At 72.2% G+C, this 19,942-nt stretch carries 16 protein-coding genes and 1 tRNA gene; 10 read left to right on the forward strand and 7 right to left on the reverse strand.

Features of this window, described 5'->3' with window-relative positions:
- Positions 1-28: 28 nt before the first annotated feature.
- Together ACIRQH_RS19165 and ACIRQH_RS19170 are read right to left on the reverse strand one after the other, a co-directional pair.
- A complete protein-coding gene (locus tag ACIRQH_RS19165) occupies positions 29-3,904 on the reverse strand; it encodes a Pls/PosA family non-ribosomal peptide synthetase (RefSeq protein WP_404226630.1) in 3,876 nt (1,291 codons plus the stop codon).
- Between the two features lie 325 nt (positions 3,905-4,229).
- Positions 4,230-4,314, reverse strand: a tRNA-Leu gene (locus ACIRQH_RS19170).
- A gap of 186 nt (positions 4,315-4,500) precedes the next feature.
- Here ACIRQH_RS19170 and ACIRQH_RS19175 point away from each other — a divergent pair.
- The 3 genes from ACIRQH_RS19175 (at position 4,501) to ACIRQH_RS19185 (ending at position 7,466) form a co-directional block, all read left to right on the forward strand.
- Positions 4,501-5,826 carry a M20/M25/M40 family metallo-hydrolase gene (locus ACIRQH_RS19175; protein WP_358819596.1) on the forward strand — a complete coding sequence of 442 codons (1,326 nt, stop codon included), beginning with the start codon at positions 4,501-4,503 and terminating at the stop codon, positions 5,824-5,826.
- A 144-nt stretch (positions 5,827-5,970) separates the two neighbouring features.
- Positions 5,971-6,204, forward strand: a complete 234-nt coding sequence (gene chpH / locus ACIRQH_RS19180; protein ID WP_358819597.1) for a chaplin ChpH — start codon at positions 5,971-5,973, stop codon at positions 6,202-6,204.
- Positions 6,205-6,398: 194 nt separating this feature from the next.
- Positions 6,399-7,466 (forward strand): chaplin, encoded by a 1,068-nt coding sequence (locus ACIRQH_RS19185; RefSeq protein ID WP_404226632.1) that lies wholly within the window; start codon positions 6,399-6,401, stop codon positions 7,464-7,466.
- A 106-nt stretch (positions 7,467-7,572) separates the two neighbouring features.
- On the opposite strand, the gene ACIRQH_RS19190 is transcribed toward ACIRQH_RS19185, so the two are convergent.
- Positions 7,573-7,761 (reverse strand): DUF5703 family protein, encoded by a 189-nt coding sequence (locus tag ACIRQH_RS19190; protein ID WP_081223519.1) that lies wholly within the window; start codon positions 7,759-7,761, stop codon positions 7,573-7,575.
- A 47-nt stretch (positions 7,762-7,808) separates the two neighbouring features.
- Between ACIRQH_RS19190 and ACIRQH_RS19195 the strand changes: the two genes are divergently transcribed.
- Complete coding sequence (locus tag ACIRQH_RS19195) at positions 7,809-8,516, forward strand: hypothetical protein (RefSeq protein WP_358819599.1); 708 nt, start codon at positions 7,809-7,811, stop codon at positions 8,514-8,516.
- Positions 8,517-8,793: 277 nt separating this feature from the next.
- On the opposite strand, the gene ACIRQH_RS19200 is transcribed toward ACIRQH_RS19195, so the two are convergent.
- Together ACIRQH_RS19200 and ACIRQH_RS19205 are read right to left on the reverse strand one after the other, a co-directional pair.
- Positions 8,794-11,130 carry a helix-hairpin-helix domain-containing protein gene (locus ACIRQH_RS19200; protein WP_404226633.1) on the reverse strand — a complete coding sequence of 779 codons (2,337 nt, stop codon included), beginning with the start codon at positions 11,128-11,130 and terminating at the stop codon, positions 8,794-8,796.
- On the reverse strand, positions 11,127-12,110 hold the full coding sequence (locus ACIRQH_RS19205) for an aldo/keto reductase (RefSeq protein ID WP_358822532.1): 984 nt from the start codon (positions 12,108-12,110) through the stop codon (positions 11,127-11,129). The genes ACIRQH_RS19200 and ACIRQH_RS19205 overlap by 4 nt, the downstream gene beginning before the upstream one ends.
- 299 nt (positions 12,111-12,409) lie before the next feature.
- Here ACIRQH_RS19205 and ACIRQH_RS19210 point away from each other — a divergent pair, with 299 nt between their 5' ends.
- Both ACIRQH_RS19210 and ACIRQH_RS19215 read left to right on the forward strand, forming a co-directional pair.
- Positions 12,410-13,465: an LLM class F420-dependent oxidoreductase gene (locus ACIRQH_RS19210; RefSeq protein ID WP_358822533.1), complete on the forward strand. Its 1,056-nt coding sequence runs from the start codon at positions 12,410-12,412 to the stop codon at positions 13,463-13,465.
- A 227-nt stretch (positions 13,466-13,692) separates the two neighbouring features.
- Entirely contained in the window at positions 13,693-14,481 is a 789-nt protein-coding gene (locus tag ACIRQH_RS19215; RefSeq protein WP_358822534.1) for a ferritin-like domain-containing protein, read from the forward strand.
- A gap of 16 nt (positions 14,482-14,497) precedes the next feature.
- Here the strand turns inward: ACIRQH_RS19215 and corA are convergent, their stop codons facing one another.
- Positions 14,498-15,496 carry a magnesium/cobalt transporter CorA gene (corA, locus tag ACIRQH_RS19220; protein WP_388868832.1) on the reverse strand — a complete coding sequence of 333 codons (999 nt, stop codon included), beginning with the start codon at positions 15,494-15,496 and terminating at the stop codon, positions 14,498-14,500.
- Positions 15,497-15,594: 98 nt separating this feature from the next.
- On the opposite strand from corA, the gene ACIRQH_RS19225 reads away from it, so the two are divergent.
- From ACIRQH_RS19225 to mshC, 4 genes are all read left to right on the forward strand, one after another.
- Positions 15,595-16,281, forward strand: coding sequence for a histidine phosphatase family protein (locus ACIRQH_RS19225; protein ID WP_358822536.1), 687 nt, complete (start codon positions 15,595-15,597; stop codon positions 16,279-16,281).
- A gap of 120 nt (positions 16,282-16,401) precedes the next feature.
- A complete protein-coding gene (locus ACIRQH_RS19230; protein ID WP_081223511.1) occupies positions 16,402-16,992 on the forward strand; it encodes a DUF3090 domain-containing protein in 591 nt (196 codons plus the stop codon).
- Positions 16,956-17,783 (forward strand): SCO1664 family protein, encoded by an 828-nt coding sequence (locus ACIRQH_RS19235; protein WP_404226636.1) that lies wholly within the window; start codon positions 16,956-16,958, stop codon positions 17,781-17,783. Before ACIRQH_RS19230 ends, ACIRQH_RS19235 begins: the two co-directional genes overlap by 37 nt.
- Positions 17,784-17,892: 109 nt before the next feature.
- Positions 17,893-19,122, forward strand: coding sequence for a cysteine--1-D-myo-inosityl 2-amino-2-deoxy-alpha-D-glucopyranoside ligase (gene mshC / locus ACIRQH_RS19240; RefSeq protein WP_388868824.1), 1,230 nt, complete (start codon positions 17,893-17,895; stop codon positions 19,120-19,122).
- An 89-nt stretch (positions 19,123-19,211) separates the two neighbouring features.
- Here mshC and ACIRQH_RS19245 read toward each other — a convergent pair whose 3' ends face one another.
- Entirely contained in the window at positions 19,212-19,889 is a 678-nt protein-coding gene (locus ACIRQH_RS19245; protein WP_358822539.1) for a hypothetical protein, read from the reverse strand.
- Between the last annotated feature and the right edge of the window lie 53 nt (positions 19,890-19,942).

Here is a 19,942-nt window from a genome sequence, read left to right on the forward strand (position 1 = left end):
TTCGCAGCCGACCGGCCGACGTCGTCCTCTACGAACGCCAGGCCTCGATCGGGTTGCCCAGCCAGCGGGTGTCGTCGGGAACGGACTCCGCCGCCATCACGAGCGACGCGGGACCCAGGGTCGAGCGGGCCCCGACGGTGCTGCCGGGCAGGACGATTCCGCCCGGGCCCAGGGTGGCGCCCTCACGGAGGACCACAGTATCCGTCCGCAAGATCCGGTCGTGGAAGAGGTGGGTCTGCAGGACACAGCCCCGGTTCACCGTGGTCGCGTCCTCCAGTGTGACCAGGTCCGTCTCGGGCAGCCAGTAGCTCTCCACCCACGTACCCCGTCCGATCCGCGCGCCGAGAGCGCGCAGCCACGCCGTCATCAGCGGCGTACCCGGCACCGAACCGGCCAGCCACGGCACGGCGACGACCTCCACGAAGGTGTCGGCCAGTTCGTTGCGCCACACGAAACCGCTCCAGAGCGGGTGCTCACCGGCACGGTGCCGGCCCACCAGCAGCCACTTCGCCACCACCGACACCAGGCCCCCGAGCACACCGGCAGCCAGCAGCACCGCCCCCGGGAACACCCACGCCCAGGGACCCAGCGCGCACAGCGCGGCGACGGTCAGGACCGCCAGGGCGGCCGAGCAGAACACCGGCACGATCCGGCACGCCTCCACCAGACCGCGCGCCCACAGCAGCCGGGCCGGCGGGTCGTACGTGCGGCTCTGGTCGCCGCCCTGCGCAGAGCGCGGCAGCTTCACCGGCGGCAGACCCAGGTACGAACTGCCCTTCTTCGCCTTCTTCGGCGTCGCAGACAGCACACCGACCAGACCGCCGTCCGGCACGCTGCGGCCCGGCGCCGTCATCCCGGAGTTGCCGAGGAACGCCCGGCGGCCGATCTCGGCCCGCCCGATGCGCATCCAGCCGCCCCCGAGCTCGTACGGCGCGGTCAGCGTGTCGTCGGCGAGGAAAGCGCCCTCGCCGACCGTCGTCAGACTCGGCAGCGCGAGCACCGTCGAGATCTCGGCCCCCCGCCCGATCCTCATGCCGAGCAGCCGCAGCCACACCGGCGTGATCAGCCCGGCGTACAGCGGGAACAGCGTCTCGCGCGAGCGGTCCATCAGCTGCGTGACCGTCCACGCCTGCCAGCCGATCCGGCTGTGCGTCGGATGCGTGCCCTCCCGCAGCCCGAGACTCAGCAGCCGTACGAGGACCAGGAGCAGCAGCGCGTACGCCAGACCGAAGGCCAGCGTCGCCGGCACCAGTGCGATCGCCGCACCGCGCAGCGCCGCACCGAACCCGGCGTCCGCACTCACGAAGACCCGCGCCACGAGCAGCGCCGCGAGGGCGGCCAGCACCGGAAGCGCCGTCAGAGCGAAGCCGCTCGCGCCGTACATCACACGCCAGTACGTGCCGCGCCGCGGCCGGTCCTTCGGCCACGCCCGCTTCGCCTTGCCCAGCTTGCCCGCCGGGGCACCCGCCCAGCGCTGCCCGGTCGGGATCTGCCCCGCGACCGCCGAACCCGGCGCCACCTCGGCGCGCTTGCCGACCCGGGCCCCCGGGAACAGGATGCTGCGCGTCCCGACGACGGCACCGGCGCCCACCTTCACGGCACCGATCTCCAGCCGGTCGCCGTCCAGCCAGTACCCCGACAGGTCCACCTCGGACTCCACGGCGGCACCCCGGCCCAGCTTGAGCATGCCGGTCACCGGCGGCAGCGAGTGCAGGTCCACGTCCTGGCCGACCCGGGCGCCCAGCGCGCGGGCGTACCGCTCCAGCCAGGAACCCGTCAGCGAGGTCGCGCCGGTGAACTCGGCGAGCCGCTCCGCCGTCCACAGCCGCAGATGGACACCGCCACCGCGCGGGTACCGGCCGGCCTTCAGACCGTGCAGCAGCAGCCGCGCCCCGCCCGCGGCGATCGCGAGCCGTCCCGGCGGGCTGAACAGCACGAGGGCTCCGGCACCCACCAGCCACCACGACGTGCTCGGCGCCCACGGATACGGGCCGAACCAGTGCAGCACGTTCCCGAGCGCGGCCAGCGCCACGGTCCAGCGCAGCCCGAGCAGCGTGAACAACGGCACCAGCACGAGCAGCTGGATCACCTTGGCGCGCATCGGCACCGGTGCGACGGTCCGCCCCGTGCCGTCCTCCTGGACGGACTTCTCCAGGCGCCGGGCCAGCTTGCGCAGCACGGGCTGCTGGTAGATGTCGAGCACCGCGGCACTCGGATAGCGGGCGCGCAGCCGGGTGGTGAGCTGGGCCGCCGCGAGACTGTTGCCGCCGATCGAGAAGAAGTCGTCGTCCGAACCGCCGACGGGGATGCCGAGCACCTCGCTCCACTGCTCGGCCAGCCACGCCTCGGTGCCGTAGAGCTGCTCCTTGGTGCCGCCGGTCTCCAGACCCTCCAGCGGCCAGGGCAGCGCGTTCCGGTCGACCTTGCCGGACGTCCGGGTGGGCAGGTCCCCGACCGGGGCGAGCAGCGGCACCAGCGCGGCGGGCAGTTCGGCCCGCAGCTTCTCGACCGCGGTCGCGTGGTCCCAGCCGTCCTGCGTGACGACATAGCCCACGAGGAGCTGGTTGCCGCCGCGGGCGGTCCGTACGGCGGCGGCGGCGCCCGCGACACCGGGCAGCGCCTGGAGCGCCGCGTCCACCTCGCCGAGTTCGATCCGGCGCCCGCCGAGCTTGATCTGCTCGTCCGCGCGCCCGAGGAAGACCAGCCCCTCCGGTTCGGCCCGGACCAGGTCACCGCTGCGATACGCCCGCTCCCAGCCCAGGGAGGCGAGCGGCGCGTACTTCTCCGCGTCCTTCTCGGCGTCGAGGTACCGGGCGAGCCCGACCCCGCCGATCACCAGCTGGCCGCTCGCGCCCATCGGCACCAGCTCGCCGGCCTCGTCGACGACGGCCAGCTCCCAGCCGTTCAGCGGCAGCCCGATCCGGATGGGCTCCTCGCCGGTCAGCAGCGAGGCACAGGCCACGACGGTCGCCTCGGTCGGCCCGTACGTGTTCCACACCTCGCGGCCCTCGGTCACCAGGCGCTGGGTCAGTTCGGGCGGGCAGGCCTCACCGCCGAAGATCAGCAACCGGACCTCGTTGAGGGCCTCCGGCTCCCACAGCGCGGCGAGGGTCGGCACGGTGGAGACCACGGTGATCTCCTGCTCGACCAGCCAGGGCCCCAGGTCGGCGCCGCTGCGCACCTGGGAGCGCGGCACGGGCACCAGACAGGCGCCGTACCGCCAGGCGAGCCACATCTCCTCGCAGGAGGCGTCGAAGGCGACGGACAGGCCGGCCATGACCCGGTCACCGGGCCCGATCGGCTCCTCGGTGAGGAAGAGGCCGGCCTCGGCGTCGACGAACGCGGCGGCGCTGCGGTGGCTCACGGCCACGCCCTTGGGCTTGCCCGTGGAGCCGGAGGTGAAGATGATCCACGCGTCGTGCTCGACGCCGGGCCGGCCCGCCGGCAGCTCGGAGCGGCTCCCGGCGGTCAGCTCGTGACCGGCCCCGACGACCGCGCGCACCCCCGCCTCCCCGAAGACCAGCTCGGCCCGCTCGTCCGGGTCCTCCGCGTCCACCGGGACATAGGCGGCACCGGCGGCGAGGACGCCGAGGATCGCGACGTACAGCTCGTTCGTGCCGGACGGGACGCGGACACCGACCCGGTCGCCGAGCCCGACCCCGGCCTGCGCGAGCCGCCACCGCATCGCCTCGACCTCGGCCGCCAGCTCACGGTAGGTGAGCGCGCGCCGCCCGTCGTCGAGAGCGGGCTCGTCGGGATACGCCCGTACGGAGGCGTCGAGGATGTCGACGAGCGTGCGCGGCGAGGCGGCCGGAGCGGCGGAGAAGCGTGCCTGGTCACCGAACTCCGCACGCACCTCGTCGTCGGACAACGCGACTGCGGGGCCTTGCTGGAGGGCTGCCATCGGGTCCTCACGTGTCGTTCCCGGGAGAGTCCGGGGCGCTGGTGGGCCCGCAGGTACGCCTGGGGATATTCCGGTCCAGCTCCGAGCAAGCCTGGAATTTTAGTACGACGCTAGCCCCGCGCCTGGTCATCAGCCATGCGAGGCCCTCTCCCGGGCCATCGGAACCTCTGATTCCGGTGCCCTGACGTGGAGGTATGTCAGCGTGACGAGATCTGCCCCACATCTGTCCGTGACACGGCGGACACACCGAGCGAGGGCTCCCGGCCGAGGGCCCGGCGCAACGAGTGAGGGCCCCGACCTGACGGTCGGGGCCCTCACTCCTTTGTGTCCGAGGGGGGACTTGAACCCCCACGCCCGTTAAAGGGCACTAGCACCTCAAGCTAGCGCGTCTGCCATTCCGCCACCCGGACAAGGTGTTTGTCGCGCGGGTTTCCCTCGCGGCGACAGAGAAAACATTACCAGGCTTTCCAGGGGCCCCGATCACCCCCCGTCGCCGCGTGAACGGCGTGTGACGGGCCTGGACCTGCCTTGGGGAGAGAGGGGTGGGAGAGGGAGGATGAGGGGGACCACCAGCGGCGACAGCGGGAGGAAGCAGCGTGAGCGACACCGGCACGACCAGCAGCGTCACGGGCCAGGACGAGGTCGTGGACCTCTGCCGCGAGCTGATCCGGATCGACACCAGCAACTACGGGGACCACTCCGGCCCGGGTGAGCGCAAGGCCGCGGAGTACGTCGCCGAGAAGCTCGCCGAGGTCGGACTGGAGCCGCAGATCTTCGAGTCCCACCCGGGCCGCGCCTCCACGGTGGTCCGCATCGAGGGCGAGGACCGCTCGCGGCCCGGGCTGCTCATCCACGGCCACACCGACGTCGTCCCCGCCAACGCCGCGGACTGGACCCACGACCCGTTCTCCGGCGAGATCGCCGACGGCATGGTGTGGGGCCGCGGCGCGGTCGACATGAAGGACATGGACGCGATGACGCTGGCGGTGGTGCGCGAGCGGATGCGCGCCGGCCGCAAGCCCCCGCGCGACATCGTCCTCGCCTTCCTCGCCGACGAGGAGGCGGGCGGCACGTGGGGGGCCCGGCACCTGGTCGACAAGCACCCGGACCTCTTCGAGGGCGTCACGGAGGCGATCGGCGAGGTCGGCGGCTTCTCCTTCACGGTCAACGAGAAGCTCCGGCTGTACCTGATCGAGACCGCGCAGAAGGGCATGCACTGGATGAAGCTGACCGTGGACGGCACCGCCGGCCACGGTTCGATGATCCACAAGGACAACGCGATCACCGAGCTGTCCGAGGCCGTCGGGCGGCTCGGCCGGCACAAGTTCCCGGTGCGCGTGACGAAGACCCTGCGGCACTTCCTCGACGAACTGGGCGACGCCCTGGGCACCGAGCTCGACCCGGAGAACATGGACGAGACGCTCGCCAAGCTCGGCGGCATGGCCAAGCTCATCGGCGCCTCCCTGCAGAACACCGCCAACCCGACCCAGCTCGGCGCCGGCTACAAGGTGAACGTGATCCCGGGACAGGCCACCGCCCACGTCGACGCCCGCTACCTGCCGGGATACGAGGAGGAATTCCTCGCCGACCTCGACCGCATCCTCGGCCCGCGCGTGAAGCGAGAGGACGTGCACGCGGACAAGGCCCTGGAGACCAGCTTCGACGGCGCCCTCGTCGACGCCATGCAGACCGCGCTCTCCGCCGAGGACCCGATCGCCCGCGCGGTGCCCTACATGCTCTCGGCGGGCACCGACGCCAAGTCCTTCGCGGACCTCGGCATCCGCTGCTTCGGCTTCGCCCCGCTGAAGCTGCCGCCGGAGCTGGACTTCGCCGGCATGTTCCACGGCGTCGACGAGCGGGTGCCGGTCGACGCGCTGCAGTTCGGCGTGCGCGTGCTGGACCGCTTCATCGACGCGTCGTGACGTTGACGCCGACATTCGCCCGCCCGTACGAAGATCGCCCGGCACGGGTGAATGTGACCATCAGCTCGTAGCTCTACTACTCCTTCCTCGTTACAGGTGTTGCGATCAGCTACTTGGGATCGCATTTGCCTACAAGGAGGAATAATGATCAAGAAGGTCGTCGCCGCTGCGGCTGCCACTGGTGGTCTGGTTCTCGCGGGTGCGGGCCTGGCTGTCGCCGACTCCGGTGCTCAGGGTGCCGCCGTGCACTCCCCGGGCGTCGTCTCCGGCAACGTCATCCAGGTGCCCGTTCACGTCCCCGTGAACGTCTGCGGCAACACGGTCTCCGTGATCGGGCTGCTGAACCCCGCCTTCGGCAACACCTGCTTCAACAAGTGACGTCGTGCCCCGTCTCCTGACGGGGCACCCCATGGGGTCATCTCATGAGGGTCACTTCGTGAAGGTCTGAGCTCGTCGGCCCCGGAGTGCGCGCCATGCGCTCCGGGGCCGACCTGCTTCCCGCGCACACGTCTCGTGGGCGTGCGCGTGTTCTGGATGGTCCACGTCCCAAGGACTGAGGCAGGGATACAGCTATGCGACAGGTCACCCGCAAGGGCCTGATGACCGTGGCCGCGGCGAGTGGTGTGATCGCCGTGACCGGCGTGTCCGCACACGCCGACTCGGGCGCGATCGGCTCGTCGTCGGATTCGCCCGGCGTGTTGTCGGGCAACACGGTGCAGGTACCGGTGCACGTGCCGGTCAACGTCTGCGGCAACACGGTGAGCGTGGTCGGGGTGCTCAACCCGGCCGTCGGCAACACGTGCGCGAACCTGAGCGGCCGCGGCGGCTCGTCCGGTGGCTACGGCGGATCCCACTCCGCCGGTGGCTCACAGGCCGGCGGCCACGCGACCCGGTCACCCGGCGTCGGCTCCGGCAACCACGTACAGGTGCCGGTCGACGCCCCCGTCAACGTGTGCGGCAACAGTGTCAACGTCATCGGGATCGGCAACGCGACAGCCGCCAACGGCTGCGCGAACGACTCGTCCGGCGGTCACTCCTCCAACCCGCCCGGCGGCGGCCACCCCGGCAACCCTGGTACGCCGGGCCACCCCGGACACCCCGGACACCCCGGACACCCCGGCCACCCCGGCCACCCGGGTACGCCCGGTCACCCGGGCCACCCCGGCAATCCGGGTACGCCAGGCCACCCCGGCAATCCGGGCCAGGGCCACCCCGGGCACCCGGGTCATGGGGGTCATCCGGGTACGCCGGGCCATCCCGGTCAGCCGGGTCATGGTCACCCCGGGCACCCGGGTAAGCCGGGACACCCCGGACACCCCGGACACCCGGGTCACGGGCACCACGGCCACGGTCACTCGGGCCACCCCGGTCAGCCGGGCCATGCCGGAACCCCTGGTCAGCCGGGTACGCCGGGACAGACCGGCGGTACGTCCGGGTCGGGCGGCGGCAAGCACCGGGGCGGTGTCTCGCAGGTGACGCACCTGGGCGCGCGGTCCACGGTCCAGACGCCGCAGAACGGCCCCGCGCAGCTCGCGCACACGGGCAGCGAGATGCCCATCGGTGCTGTCGTCCCCGCCGGAGCGGCCGCGCTGCTCGCCGGCGCCGTGCTCTTCCGCCGGGCGCGCTCGGCACGGGTGTGATCCCGTACGGCACAAGTGTGACCAAGACGCCACGACCTTCCCCGGTGGCGTCGCGACGGAGCGGGCCCCGCCATGGCGGGGCCCCTCCCGTTCCAGCGGTCCTACGTCACCACGTCGCCCGCACCTGGCGGATGATCCGTCGGCGCAGCCGCACCCTGCGGCTGCCGTCGCGGAGCAGACTTAGGCGGTCCAACTCCCAGTGTCCGTACTCGGCATGGTCCGTCAGCAGACGTGTCGTCTCCTTGCGGGAAACCCCGCGAGGCACATACACGTCGACAAATTCGTATTCCGGCATCGCATCTATTGTGCGGGCAGAGGCCCGGTACGGATAGCGTCTGCACTATGTCTGATGCTGTGCAGCCCACCGCTGCCGAGGTACGAGCCGCCGCCGAGGCGGTCAAGACCGCTCTCGACCGTCACCTGGCCGCGGTCGAGCGCAGGACGGGCGACGACGACCCGGCCGTATACGAAGCGTTCAACGAGCTCGCCGCCGCGGCCGAGGAGTACGACGAGCTCCTCTACGACCGATATGACGAGGTCACGCCCTTCGAGATCCCCGGCAGCGACGACACGCTGCCGCCGTACACCGGTCCGGAGGAGCCGAACGCGCTGAGCGTGGTGATCCGCCGGGACTACTCCGTGGTGGAGCCGCAGCGACTGCTGGCACAGGCCCAGCGCGTGGAGGCCGTCGAGGAGGACGGCGCCACCGCCACCGAAGGCTTCGACGCGGCGTCCGGCACCCTGCACGGGGCGCTCGGGGTTCTGTTCGGCGAGTTCGAACCGGACGAGATCGCCTCCCGGCACAAGGAGTTCGGGCTGGAGGAGGGCGACTCCACCCTGTGGGTGACCGCCGCCGACGAATCCGCCGAGCCCGGCGAATGGCTGGAGGCCCCCTTCGAGGCGATCGACCCGCAGCGCGTCGTGTGCCGCTTCGACGTCAGCGCGGTGTTCGACGACGAGTCGGACGACGAGGACATCGAGGACATCGAGGACGACCTCGAAGCCGACGCGGAGCTGGAGCCGTCGGACCCGCAGGACGCGGATCGCTGACGCCCGCCCCGGCACAGGCCTGAGGGCGGCACCTCACCGACAGGTACGGGGGTGGCGGTCACCGAACACGGTGACCGCCACCCCCGTTTCCCTGAGCTGAGCTGAGCCGGCCCGGTGACTTCTGGTGCGCCGCCGCCCGCGAGCGGGCGCAGGTCCGACGGTCACCCGGGCCGGATCCGACGGGGTGGCCGGCCCCCCGACCGAGTGGCCGCCAGGACTGGGCCCATGCGGGCCCATGCAGGCCCACGCCGGCACGACGCCCGCGTGGGCCGTCCGGTCAGCCCGCCGTCGTCGCCGGTGTCTGGGCCTTCAGCAGGGCCGGCAGACGGGTGGTGCGCGGCTTCTGCGGGACCTCCGCCACGGCGTGCTGCAACGCCTGCTCCACGCCGTGCACGACGGACAGATGGCGTTCCGCCCGTCCGAAGGCCGTGTACACCCACGGGCGGGTCAGAGTCGCCGCCGCGTCGCCCGGCAGCACCACGACCGTGGCGGGCCAGCGCAGTCCCACCGCCTGGTGCGCGGTGAGCGCCCAGCCGTGCCGCACGGTCTGCTCCACCCGCTCCTTCGGTACGACGACGGGTCCGCCCGCGCACTCCAGGTGCAGTCCGTCGGCGTCGGCCTTCACCACCCGGCCCTGCAGGACGCGGCCCGGTGTGGGGGAGTAGGCGATCCGGTCGTCCGGGTCGAAGCCCCCGAAGCGGCCGGGGCCGGGGTTCAGCCGCTCCTTGAGGGCGGTGTTCAGCGCGCGGGTGCCGACCGCGCCGCCGTGCCCTGGCGTGATCACCTGGGTCTGCTCGGTGGGGATGCCGATCGCTCGCGGCACCGAGTCGGCGACCAACTGCACCGTGCGGTGCACCGCCTCGCCGGCGTCGCGCACCGGGACGATCACGACCTCCTTGCCGGGCGCCTCCACCTGGTTGAGCTCGCCGATGCCGACGCCCGAGACCAGCTCTCCGACGGGCCCGGGGTCGGGCGTCCGGGAGGCCACCTGCGGGCAGGCGCGGGCGGCGGTCAGGTCCGCGAAGACCCGTCCGGGCCCCGCCGACCACAGCACTCCGGGGTCACCGCTCAGCACGAGGCGAGCCCCGTCCGGCAGGGACTCGGCGAGCACGGCCGCCGTCTCGACGTCGAGCTGCGGCGCGTCGAGGACGACCAGGACGTCGAGGTCCAGAGCCCCGTCAGCGTCGCGTCCCGGACCCTCGGTGCCGGAGAGCAGCCCCTCGACGGTGGCGGTGCGGGTGGCTTCGCCGTGGCCGGCGGCCTCCTGCTCGTGCCCGGCGAGGAGGTCCGCGAGACGGTCACGGCCGTCGGCGGTGTGGGCGGCGGCCCAGCCGCGCAGACCGAGGCCGCGTGCCGCGTGCAGCAGCGCCGCGACCTCGGACCGGGAGGCGTCGCCGCCGGTGTGCAGCACCAGGCCGTGGGCGGCCGCCGCGCGGATCAGCTCGCCCGCCGAACGGGGCGCGGCGCCGGCGGCCTCCTCCCAGCCGGCGGCCGAACCGTCCGCCTTGGGAACCGAGTTCATGATCCGGCCCAGTCCGTCGGAGAGGCTCTCCTCGGCCAGCGCGTACCGCTCCAGTCCGATGAGGATGCGCACCGGGCGCTCCTGCGGCTCCTCCGTGTCGTCCTGCGGCGCGGCGGGTGCCGGGTCCAGGGCGTCCTGGAAGACCAGGGCGTCGCCCTCCGCGAGCGCGGCCTGCACGGCGGCGTCCGGATCGGGCACGGCGCGCTGCGCGAGCGCGGAGATGAGCGCGGGAGCGTCCAGGGCGGTGTGCCCGGCCACGGCCGCCTGCTCCAGGAGCCACACGGTCAGCGCCCGGCCCCGACGCTCGTCGTCCGGGCCGCACTCGGCGCCGAGCAGCGCCCGCGCGAACCCGTCGGCCGGTTCGGGCCGGACCCCGGCTACTCGCAGCAACTGCCAGGGATCTTCCCGCAGTTGGCTGTCGGCGCCCTCACCCAGCGCGGCGACGACCTGGGCCGCGAGCGTCTCGGGCGCGCCTCCCTCGGTCAGCACGGCCCGGACGGCGTCGACGGCCTCCGGGGCGGCGGCGCCCGGCTGAGCGGGCTGGGCGGTGACGGGCTGCGGTCGCGGCACCGGCTCCTCGACGACCCGGCGCGGCGGGGGCGTCGACTCGCGGAAGGCGGTGGCAGCCGGCTTCTCACCGCTCTCCACGGCCCGCACGGCCGCGAGCAGGTCCGCCGCCGTGCCACTGAGCTTGGTCCCGGCCTCGATCGGCGTCTGCTTCTCGGCCTTGCGCCGCTCGATCCGCTCCCGCTCCAGCCGCTGGGCCGCCAGCTCGGCCGCCGCCTCGGACACCTGGGCGGCGGCCTCGGCCTCCGTGGGGGCTTCGGTCCCGGTGGCAGCCTCGGTGCCGGGTGCCGTCCCGGCGTCCTCGCCGTCGCCGTCGTCGCCGCCGTCCTCGCCCGCCTCGGCGTCGGCCTCCGTGTCCGTCCCCGTCCCGACGTCCGGCCCCGCGCCTTCGGGCGCGGTCCCGTCCCCGTCCCCGGAGCGCGTGCCCGCGTCGCCCGCGTCCGTGTCCTGCGGGTCGCCCGCGGTCGAGTCCGCGCCCGGCGCCTCCGGCTCCGTTTCCTCCGTGGTCTCGGGCTCCGTGCTCACAGCGTGCTCCAGTCGTGATCGGGATAGTGGTGCACCGGGGCCGACACGTCGTCGAGCGCCCGGCAGATCTCGTCAGGAAGACTAAGGGTCTCCACTGACAACGCGGCCGTGAGCTGCTGCGCGTTGCGCGCGCCGACGATCGGTGCGGCGACCCCGGGTCTGTCACGGATCCACGCGAGCGCCACCTGGAGCGGCGTCACGGCGAGACCGTCCGCCGCGATCGACACCGCCTCCACGATGCTGCTCGCCGTCTCGTCGAGGTAGGGCGCGACGAACGGCGCGAGATGCTCCGAGCCGCCCCGTGAGTCGGTCGGCGTCCCGGTCCGGTACTTGCCGGTGAGCACGCCCCGCCCGAGCGGCGAGGAGGGCAGCAGGCCGACGCCCAGGTCGAGGGCGGCCGGCAGCACCTCGCGCTCGATGCCTCGCTGGAGCAGGGAGTACTCCATCTGCGTGCTGGCCAGGCGCGTGCGTATGCCGGGCGCGGCGAGCTGCCAGGTGGCCGCCTTGGCGAGCTGCCAGCCGCAGAAGTTGGACACGCCCGCGTACCGGGCGCGGCCGCTGCTGACCGCGAGGTCGAGCGCCTGCAGGGTCTCGTCCAGGGGCGTGTGGGGGTCGTAGGCGTGGACGTGCCACAGGTCCACGTAGTCCGTGCCCAGGCGGGCCAGCGAGGCGTCCAGGGCCGACAGCAGATGGCTGCGCGAGCCGTCGAAGCGGCGCTCGGGGTCGGGCACGCTTCCGGCCTTCGTCGAGATGACCAGGTCCCGGCGCGGCACGAGCCCCTCGACGAGGCGTCCCAGCAGGTACTCGGCCTCGCCGTCGCCGTACACGTCCGCGGTGTCGACGAGCGTCCCGCCCGCCTCCCAGAACGCCTTCAACAGGTCCGCCGCGTCGTGCTCGTCGGTGTCCCGGCCCCAGGTGAGAGTGCCGAGTCCGATCCGGGACACACGCAGGCCGGTACGGCCGAGATGCCTCTGCTCCATGAACGCCGAGATTACTGTCCGGAACCGGCCGCGTGGGGGCCTGTGGACAACCGATATCCCACCGATCGCCGCACGTGACGACCCGTGGTCCGGGAGCGGCGCCGCGACGGGCGTACGCGGGCGCACGGACATCGCGTCGGCAAGAGGCCGCGAGACGTCCCGAGCGGAGTTCCCCGCAGAGTTCCCGACCGTGTTCCGGGCGGGCGCCGAGAAGGCCGAAGGTGCCGCTGCCCGGCCGGGACGCCCGCACGCTAGGGTCTCGGCCAAGGGACGTTACTGATCGGTAAGGGGAATCGGCCATGCAGCTCGGCATCAACCTCGGCTACTGGGGCGCGGGAATGGACGCGGACAATCTCGCCGTGGCCCAGGAGGCCGACCGGCTCGGGTACGCCGTCTGCTGGGCCGCCGAGGCCTATGGCTCCGACGCCGCCACCGTGCTCAGCTGGGTCGCCGCCCAGACCGAGCGCATCGACGTCGGCTCGGCCATCTTCCAGATCCCGGCCCGGCAGCCCGCCATGACCGCGATGACCGCCGCGACCCTCGACTCCCTGTCGGGCGGCCGATTCCGCCTCGGGCTCGGCGTCTCCGGACCGCAGGTCTCCGAGGGCTGGTACGGCGTCAAGTTCGACAAGCCGCTGGCCCGCACCCGCGAGTACGTGGAGATCGTCCGCAAGGCCATGACGCGCGAGCGGCTGTCCTTCGAGGGCGAGCACTGGACCCTTCCGCTGCCGGGCGGCCCCGGCAAGCCGCTGAAGCTCACCGTGCACCCGGAACGCGAGCACATCCCGCTGTACGTCGCCGCGATCGGCCCCAAGAACCTGGAGCAGACCGGCGAGATCGCGGACGGCGCGCTGCTCATCTTCCCCTCGGCCGAGCACCTGGAGGAGACCGCGGTCAAGCACCTGCGCGCGGGCCGGGAGAAGGCCGGGAAGACCATGGAGGGCTTCGACGTCTGCCCGACCCTGCCGCTCGCCGTCGGCGACGACAAGGACGTCGGCGCGCTCGCCGACATGTTCCGCCCGTACACCGCCCTGTACGTCGGCGGCATGGGCAGCCGTAAGCAGAACTTCTACAACCAGCTCGCCCGGCGCATGGGCTACGAGAAGGAAGCCGCCGAGATCCAGGACAAGTACCTGTCCGGCGACAAGGAGGGTGCGGCGGCCGCCATCCCGCACACGCTGATCGACCAGACGACCCTGCTGGGTTCGGTGGACCGCATCGCCGACCGGATGACGGCGTACGCCGCCGCCGGTGTCACCACGCTCACGCTGGCCCCGGCGGGCTTCGCCCTGGAGGACCGGATCGCCTCGCTGCGGGCCGGATCCGATGCCCTGGAGCGCGCCGGACTGGCGTAACCGGACCGGGAACGCATCCGGAGGAAGTCTGCGGCCGTGGTGGGGGCTCGGGGGTCTTCCCCGCCACGGCCGTCACGGGGAACAACGCGCCAGGGGGCCCCTTGGTTACGCGCCCCGGCCCTGTTCCCCGTCCGTCGTTCGGCGGATTTGTCCGACACATCGGTTGCCGGTGGCCCGACATCCCATTTGACTCGTTTTCTGCGGAACCCTGCGGAGAGGTGTCAGAGATGCTTTCGGCCAAGAATCTGTTTCAGGAGATCCTCGACAACGACGAGTCGTACCGGCTCTTCTGCTCTATCGCCGCGAGCGGGGAGTCACAGGGCGGCTGGGAGAACGCCAGGATCGCCGCGCTGGTCCCGGCGAGCGAACGCGACCTCGCCCCCAAGATCGCCCGCCACGGCGCCGACGAGGACAAGCACGGGCGGATCTTCAACGCCCTCATGAAGAAGCGCGGCCTGGAACCCGTCGACGTCCCGGCCGACACCGACTACACGATGCTCCTGGAACGGCACGGCATCGGCCTGGCGCACGAGCAGCTCAAGGGCGACCGGCCGCTCACCGTGCAGGACGTCGTCACCTATTTGGCCCACAGCAGGGTCACCGAACAGCGTGCCTCCGAACAGATGGACCTGCTGCGCAAGCATTTCGCCGAGCACCCCGACCTCGGGCGCGCGGTGAAGATGATCTCCAACGACGAGGACAACCACCTCGCCTACTGCCACGAGGAACTGCTGCGCTTCGCCCACGCCGGCCACGGCCGTGCGATCCAGCGGACCCTGCGGACCTGCGCCCACGCCGAGATCCGCGTCTACCGGGACGTGAGCCTCGCCGTGATGGCCCACATGGGACACATCCTCGGCTGGTCCCGCGCGAAGGCGGCCCTGCTCACCGCCGGCATCCACGCCGTGTACGCCTATGAGCGTGCCGCGGGCTGGCGCCGGATGGTCTCCCTGAAGATGCCGGCGCGGCGCGGCGCCCTCGACGGCCCCGCCACCACCGCGCCCGAGTTCGCCTGACGCCGGCGGGCCGCCGCTACAGCCACCCCCGCCGCTTGAACTGCCGGTACAGCAGAACCTCCAGCACGACCATGATCCCCACCACGGCCGGATACGACCACACCCAGTGCAGTTCAGGCATGTGGTCGAAGTTCATGCCGTAGATCCCCGCGATCATCGTGGGGACCGCCGCCATCGCGGCCCACGCGGAGATCTTCCGCATGTCGTCGTTCTGCCGCACGCTCATCTGCGCGAGATGCGCGGACAGGATGTCCGACACCAGCCGGTCCAGGCCCTCCACCGACTCGTTGACCCGCATCAGGTGGTCGTTGACGTCCCGGAAGAAGGGCTGCGCGTCCACGTTCACGAACGGCACCGTCGCCGTGGCCAGGCCCGAGCCCGAGAGCCGGGTCAGCGGCACCGCCAGCGGGACCGTCGCCCTGCGGAACTCCTGCACCTGCCGCTTGAACGCGTAGATCCGCGACGCGGTGTTCCGGGAGCCGCCCTGCTGCGGCGAGAAGACCTCCGCCTCCAGCTCCTCCAGGTCGGTGCCCAGCTCGGTGGCCACCTCCAGATAGTGGTCCACCGTGGCGTCCGCGATCGAGTAGAGCACCGCCGTCGGCCCGTGCCGCAGCATCTCGGGATCCGCCTCCAGACGGCGCCGTACGGACGCGAGCGGTGACTCCTCGCCGTGCCGCACGGTCACCACGAACGAGTCTCCGAGGAAGACCATGACCTCGCCGGAGGAGACGGCATCGCTCTCCGGCTCGTAGGCCACCGGCTTCAGGACCATGAAGAGCGAGTCCTCGTACATCTCCAGCTTCGGCCGCTGATGGGCCTTGAGGGCGTCCTCGACGGCCAGCGGATGGAGCCCGAACTCCTCGGTGACCAGGTCGAACTCCCTCTCGGTGGGCTCGTACAGGCCGATCCACACGAAGGCGTCGCCCTCGGCACGGCACTGTGCGAGGGCGTCGGAGAGGTCGTCCGGGCCCTCCGTCCGTTTCCCGTCCCGGTAGATGGCGCAGTCGACGATCACGGAGCGTATTCTCCCGTCCTTGGGGCCCTGTCGCACTCCGGTCGCCGCTGTCCACAGCGCCCGCCGGGTCCGCGAGCCGTCCGTCTACCCTGGGCCGCATGCCCACCCTGATCCTCGTCCGGCACGGACGTTCCACCGCCAACACCGCGGGACTGCTCGCCGGCTGGACGCCCGGCGTCGCCCTCGACGAGCGCGGCACCCAGCAGGCCGCGGCACTGCCCGGGCGGCTCGCCGGGCTGCCGATCGCCGAGATCGTCGCCAGCCCCCTCCAGCGCTGCCAGGAGACCGTCCAGCCGCTGCGGGAGGCCCGCCCCGAGGTGCCCGCGCACAGCGACGAGCGCATCGGCGAGGCCCACTACGGCGACTGGTCGGGCCGCAAGCTCGCCGAACTCACGGGCGAGCCGCTGATGGAGGTCGTCCAGGCACATCCGTCCGCGGCCGCGTTCCCGGGCGGCGAGTCGATGCGGGCCATGCAGACGCGGGCCGCCGAGGCGGTGCGCGAGTGGAACGCGCGCGTGGAGCGCGACCACGGCAGTGACGCGGTCTACCTCATGTGTTCGCACGGCGACATCATCAAGGCGCTCGTCGCCGACGCACTCGGACTTCATCTCGACCTCTTCCAGCGGATCTCTGTTGAACCGTGTTCCATCACCGCGATCCGTTACACCCGCTTGAGGCCATTTCTCGTGCGACTCGGGGACACCGGTGATTTCGCGTCCCTCGCGCCGCGCGAGGAACCCCCGAGCGGCGACGCCCCGGTCGGGGGCGGCGCGGGCGCACCGTGATCGTCGGCCGCAGTAGGGTGAAGCGGTCGAAGCAGCGCAGTAGTTGTCAGCAAGTTCTCAGCAGCCGATGCGGGGCGGCGCAGTCAGCCGGCCCTCATGCCGATCCAATGGAGACAGGACGTGTCCCGTCAGGTGTTCCTCTACGACCCCCCGGACCGCTTCGTGGCCGGTACGGTCGGGTTGCCCGGGCGCCGTACCTTCTTCCTGCAGGCCACCTCGGGGCCCCGGGTGACGAGCGTGGCCCTGGAGAAGACCCAGGTCGCCGCACTGGCCGAGCGGATGGAGGAACTCCTCGACGAGGTCGTCCGGCGCACCGGCGGCAGCGCCCCGGTCCCGGCGATGGCTCCCACCGAGGTGTCCGACACCGCCCCCCTCGACACACCCGTCGAGGAGGAGTTCCGCGTCGGCACCATGGCGCTGGCCTGGGACGGTGACGAGCAGCGCATGATCGTCGAGGCGCAGGCGCTCGTGGAGCTCGAGGCCGAGTCCGACGAGGACCTCGCCGAGGCCGAGGAGCGCCTGCTCCAGGACGAGGAGAACGGCCCGCCGATGCTCCGGGTCCGCCTCACCGGAGCCCAGGCCCGCGCCTTCGCCAAGCGGGCCCTCGACGTCGTCAACGCCGGCCGCCCGCCCTGCCCGCTGTGCAGCCTCCCGCTCGACCCGGAAGGACACGTATGTCCGCGCCAGAACGGATACCGCCGCGGAGCGTGACGACCGCCGAGCTGCTCGCCCGGGGCGAGCTGAAAGTACGCGGACAGATCCGTGAGGCCTCGAACGCGGTGCTCTACTGCTCCGTGTCGTACGAGGGCAGCGAGGCGTTCTGCGTCTACAAACCCGTCGCCGGTGAGCGCCCCCTGTGGGACTTCCCCGACGGCACGCTCGCCCAGCGCGAGGTCGCCGCGTACGAGGTGTCCGAGGCGACCGGATGGGGGCTCGTTCCCACCACCGTGCTGCGCGACGGACCGTACGGCGAGGGCATGTGCCAGCTGTGGATCGAGCCCTCGGCCGGCGAGGACGGGGACGGCCTGCTCGCACTCGTGGAGGGTGAGGAACCGGCCGAGGGGTGGAAGGCGATCGGCTTCGCCGAGGTCGGCGAGGGCGAGACGGCTCTGCTCGTGCACGCCGACGACGCCCGGCTGCGGCGGCTCGCCGTCCTCGACGCGGTGATCAACAACGCCGACCGCAAGGGCGGCCACCTGCTGCCCACCGGCGAGGGCCGCCTCTACGGCATCGACCACGGGGTCACCTTCAACGCCGAGAACAAGCTGCGCACGCTCCTGTGGGGTTGGGCCGGCGAGCCGCTCACGGCCGAGGCGGTGGAGGTCCTCACCTCCCTGCGGGACACCCTGGCCCCGGGCGTGCCGCTGGCCACCCGGTTGGCGGAACTCGTCACCGCGGCCGAGATCGAGGCCACGCGCGCGCGGATCGCGGCCATGCTCGCGTCCGGGAAACACCCGGAGCCCAGTGGCGAGTGGCCCGCCATCCCCTGGCCGCCGGTGTAGCGCGCGAGCGCCGCTCCGTCCGGGGCGGCGCACCGCGCAAGAGGGCCTTCCCGGCCATCTCGGGATGGCCGGTTCGTATACGGAAGTTCCGTCCGGTTAGTCTCATGACATGTATGCCTGGCCCGCTTCCGACGTCCCCGCCCTGCCCGGTGAGGGCCGCGACCTCCGGATCCACGACACCGCGACGGGTGGGCTCGTCACCCTCGACCCCGGTCCCGTCGCCCGTATCTACGTCTGCGGCATCACGCCGTACGACGCGACCCACATGGGGCACGCGGCGACCTACAACGCGTTCGACCTCGTGCAGCGCGTGTGGCTCGACACCAAGCGGCAGGTTCACTACGTCCAGAACGTGACGGACGTCGACGATCCGCTGCTGGAGCGGGCCGCGCGCGACGGCATCGACTGGGTGGGCCTCGCCGAGAAGGAGACCGCCCTCTTCCGCGAGGACATGACCGCCCTGCGGATGCTGCCGCCGCAGCACTACATAGGCGCCGTCGAGGCCATACCCGGCATCGTGCCGCTCGTCGAGCGGCTGCGGGACGCCGGAGCGGCCTACGAGCTCGAGGGCGACGTCTACTTCTCCGTGGAGTCCGACCCGGACTTCGGCAAGGTGTCCAACCTGGACGCCGCGACGATGCGCCTGCTCTCCGCCGAGCGCGGCGGCGACCCGGACCGGGCCGGCAAGAAGAACCCCCTCGACCCGATGCTGTGGATGGCCGCCCGTGAGGGCGAGCCGAGCTGGGACGGCGGCTCGCTGGGCCGCGGGCGTCCCGGCTGGCACATCGAGTGCGTCGCCATCGCCCTGGACCACCTGGGCATGGGATTCGACGTCCAGGGCGGCGGTTCCGACCTCGCCTTCCCGCACCACGAGATGGGTGCCTCGCACGCCCAGGTGCTGACGGGCGAGTTCCCGATGGCCAAGGCCTACGTCCACGCCGGCATGGTCGGCCTGAACGGCGAGAAGATGTCGAAGTCGAAGGGCAACCTCGTCTTCGTCTCCCAGCTCCGGCGCGACGGGGTCGACCCGGCCGCCATCCGCCTCGCGCTCCTCGCGCACCACTACCGGGCCGACTGGGAGTGGACGGACGCTGTCCTCACCGATGCGGTCGCCCGCCTGGAGGACTGGCGGGCCGCGGTGTCGCGCCCGGACGGGCCGCCGGCCGAGGCGCTGGTCGACGAGATCCGCGCCGCGCTCACGAACGACCTGGACGCCCCGGCCGCGCTCGCGGCGGTCGACCGCTGGGCCGCGCTCCAGCACGGCACGGGCGGTACGGACGAGGGCGCCCCCGGCGTCGTCTCGCGTGCCGTGGACGCCCTCCTGGGCGTGGCGCTGTAGCGGTTCCCCATACGGTCGGGCGCCGGGCGGAGTGATCCGCCCGGCGCCCTGTGCGTGCCGCCGTCCGCCGTCGCCGGCCGTTCCTGCTGCTACTGCTTGTTCACGATGACGGCCTGCAGCGCGTTGGTCGTCGTGTCGTAGAACCCGATGACCTGCTGTCCGAAGGCGAAGGCCTCCTGCACCTGGTCGTGCGTCACCTGGTTCGGGTTCACCAGCTGGCGCCAGCCGTTGTCGATGAACAGGTAGAGGATCGACGGCTGCCCCGGCAGGGGCGTGACGACGTCCCAGAACTTCGTGGCGATGCCGCTCACCAGCGACGCGGCCTGCACCGCGCTCGGCAGCACGAGCGGCTGCCCCTGGCCTTGCAACTGCGCCTGCTGTCCGCCGAGTTGCTGGAGCAGGTGCTGGAAGGGCTGCTGCCGGCCCATCTGCTGGAGCTGCTGCTGGAGGTGCGGCGGGATCTGCTGCTGCGGGATCTGCTGGCCCATGCCCTGCCGGCCCATGTCCTGCTGCTCGTAGGGCTGCTGGATCTGCCCGCCGAACTCCTGCTGCCCGTACGGCTGTTGCATCTGCCGGCCGAACTCCTGCTGCCCGTACGACTGCTGCGGCTGGGTCCCGAACGGCTGCTGCTGGCCCATGCCCTGCTGCGGTCCGAACTGCTGCGGGGGAGCCGTGTTCGGGCCCTGCTGGCCCTGTTGCTGCGCCTGCGGGTGTCCCTGCCGCAGGTCCTGCTGTCCCTGCTGGCTCATCTGCGGGATGGTGCTCATGCGACTGCCACCTTCCGTCAAGGGTTGGTTGCGTTCCGTTCCGTCGGTCCCGG

Origin of the sequence: Streptomyces sp. NPDC102279, from assembly GCF_044766365.1 — a bacterium.
In the GTDB taxonomy this organism is placed as follows: Bacteria; Actinomycetota; Actinomycetes; order Streptomycetales; family Streptomycetaceae; genus Streptomyces.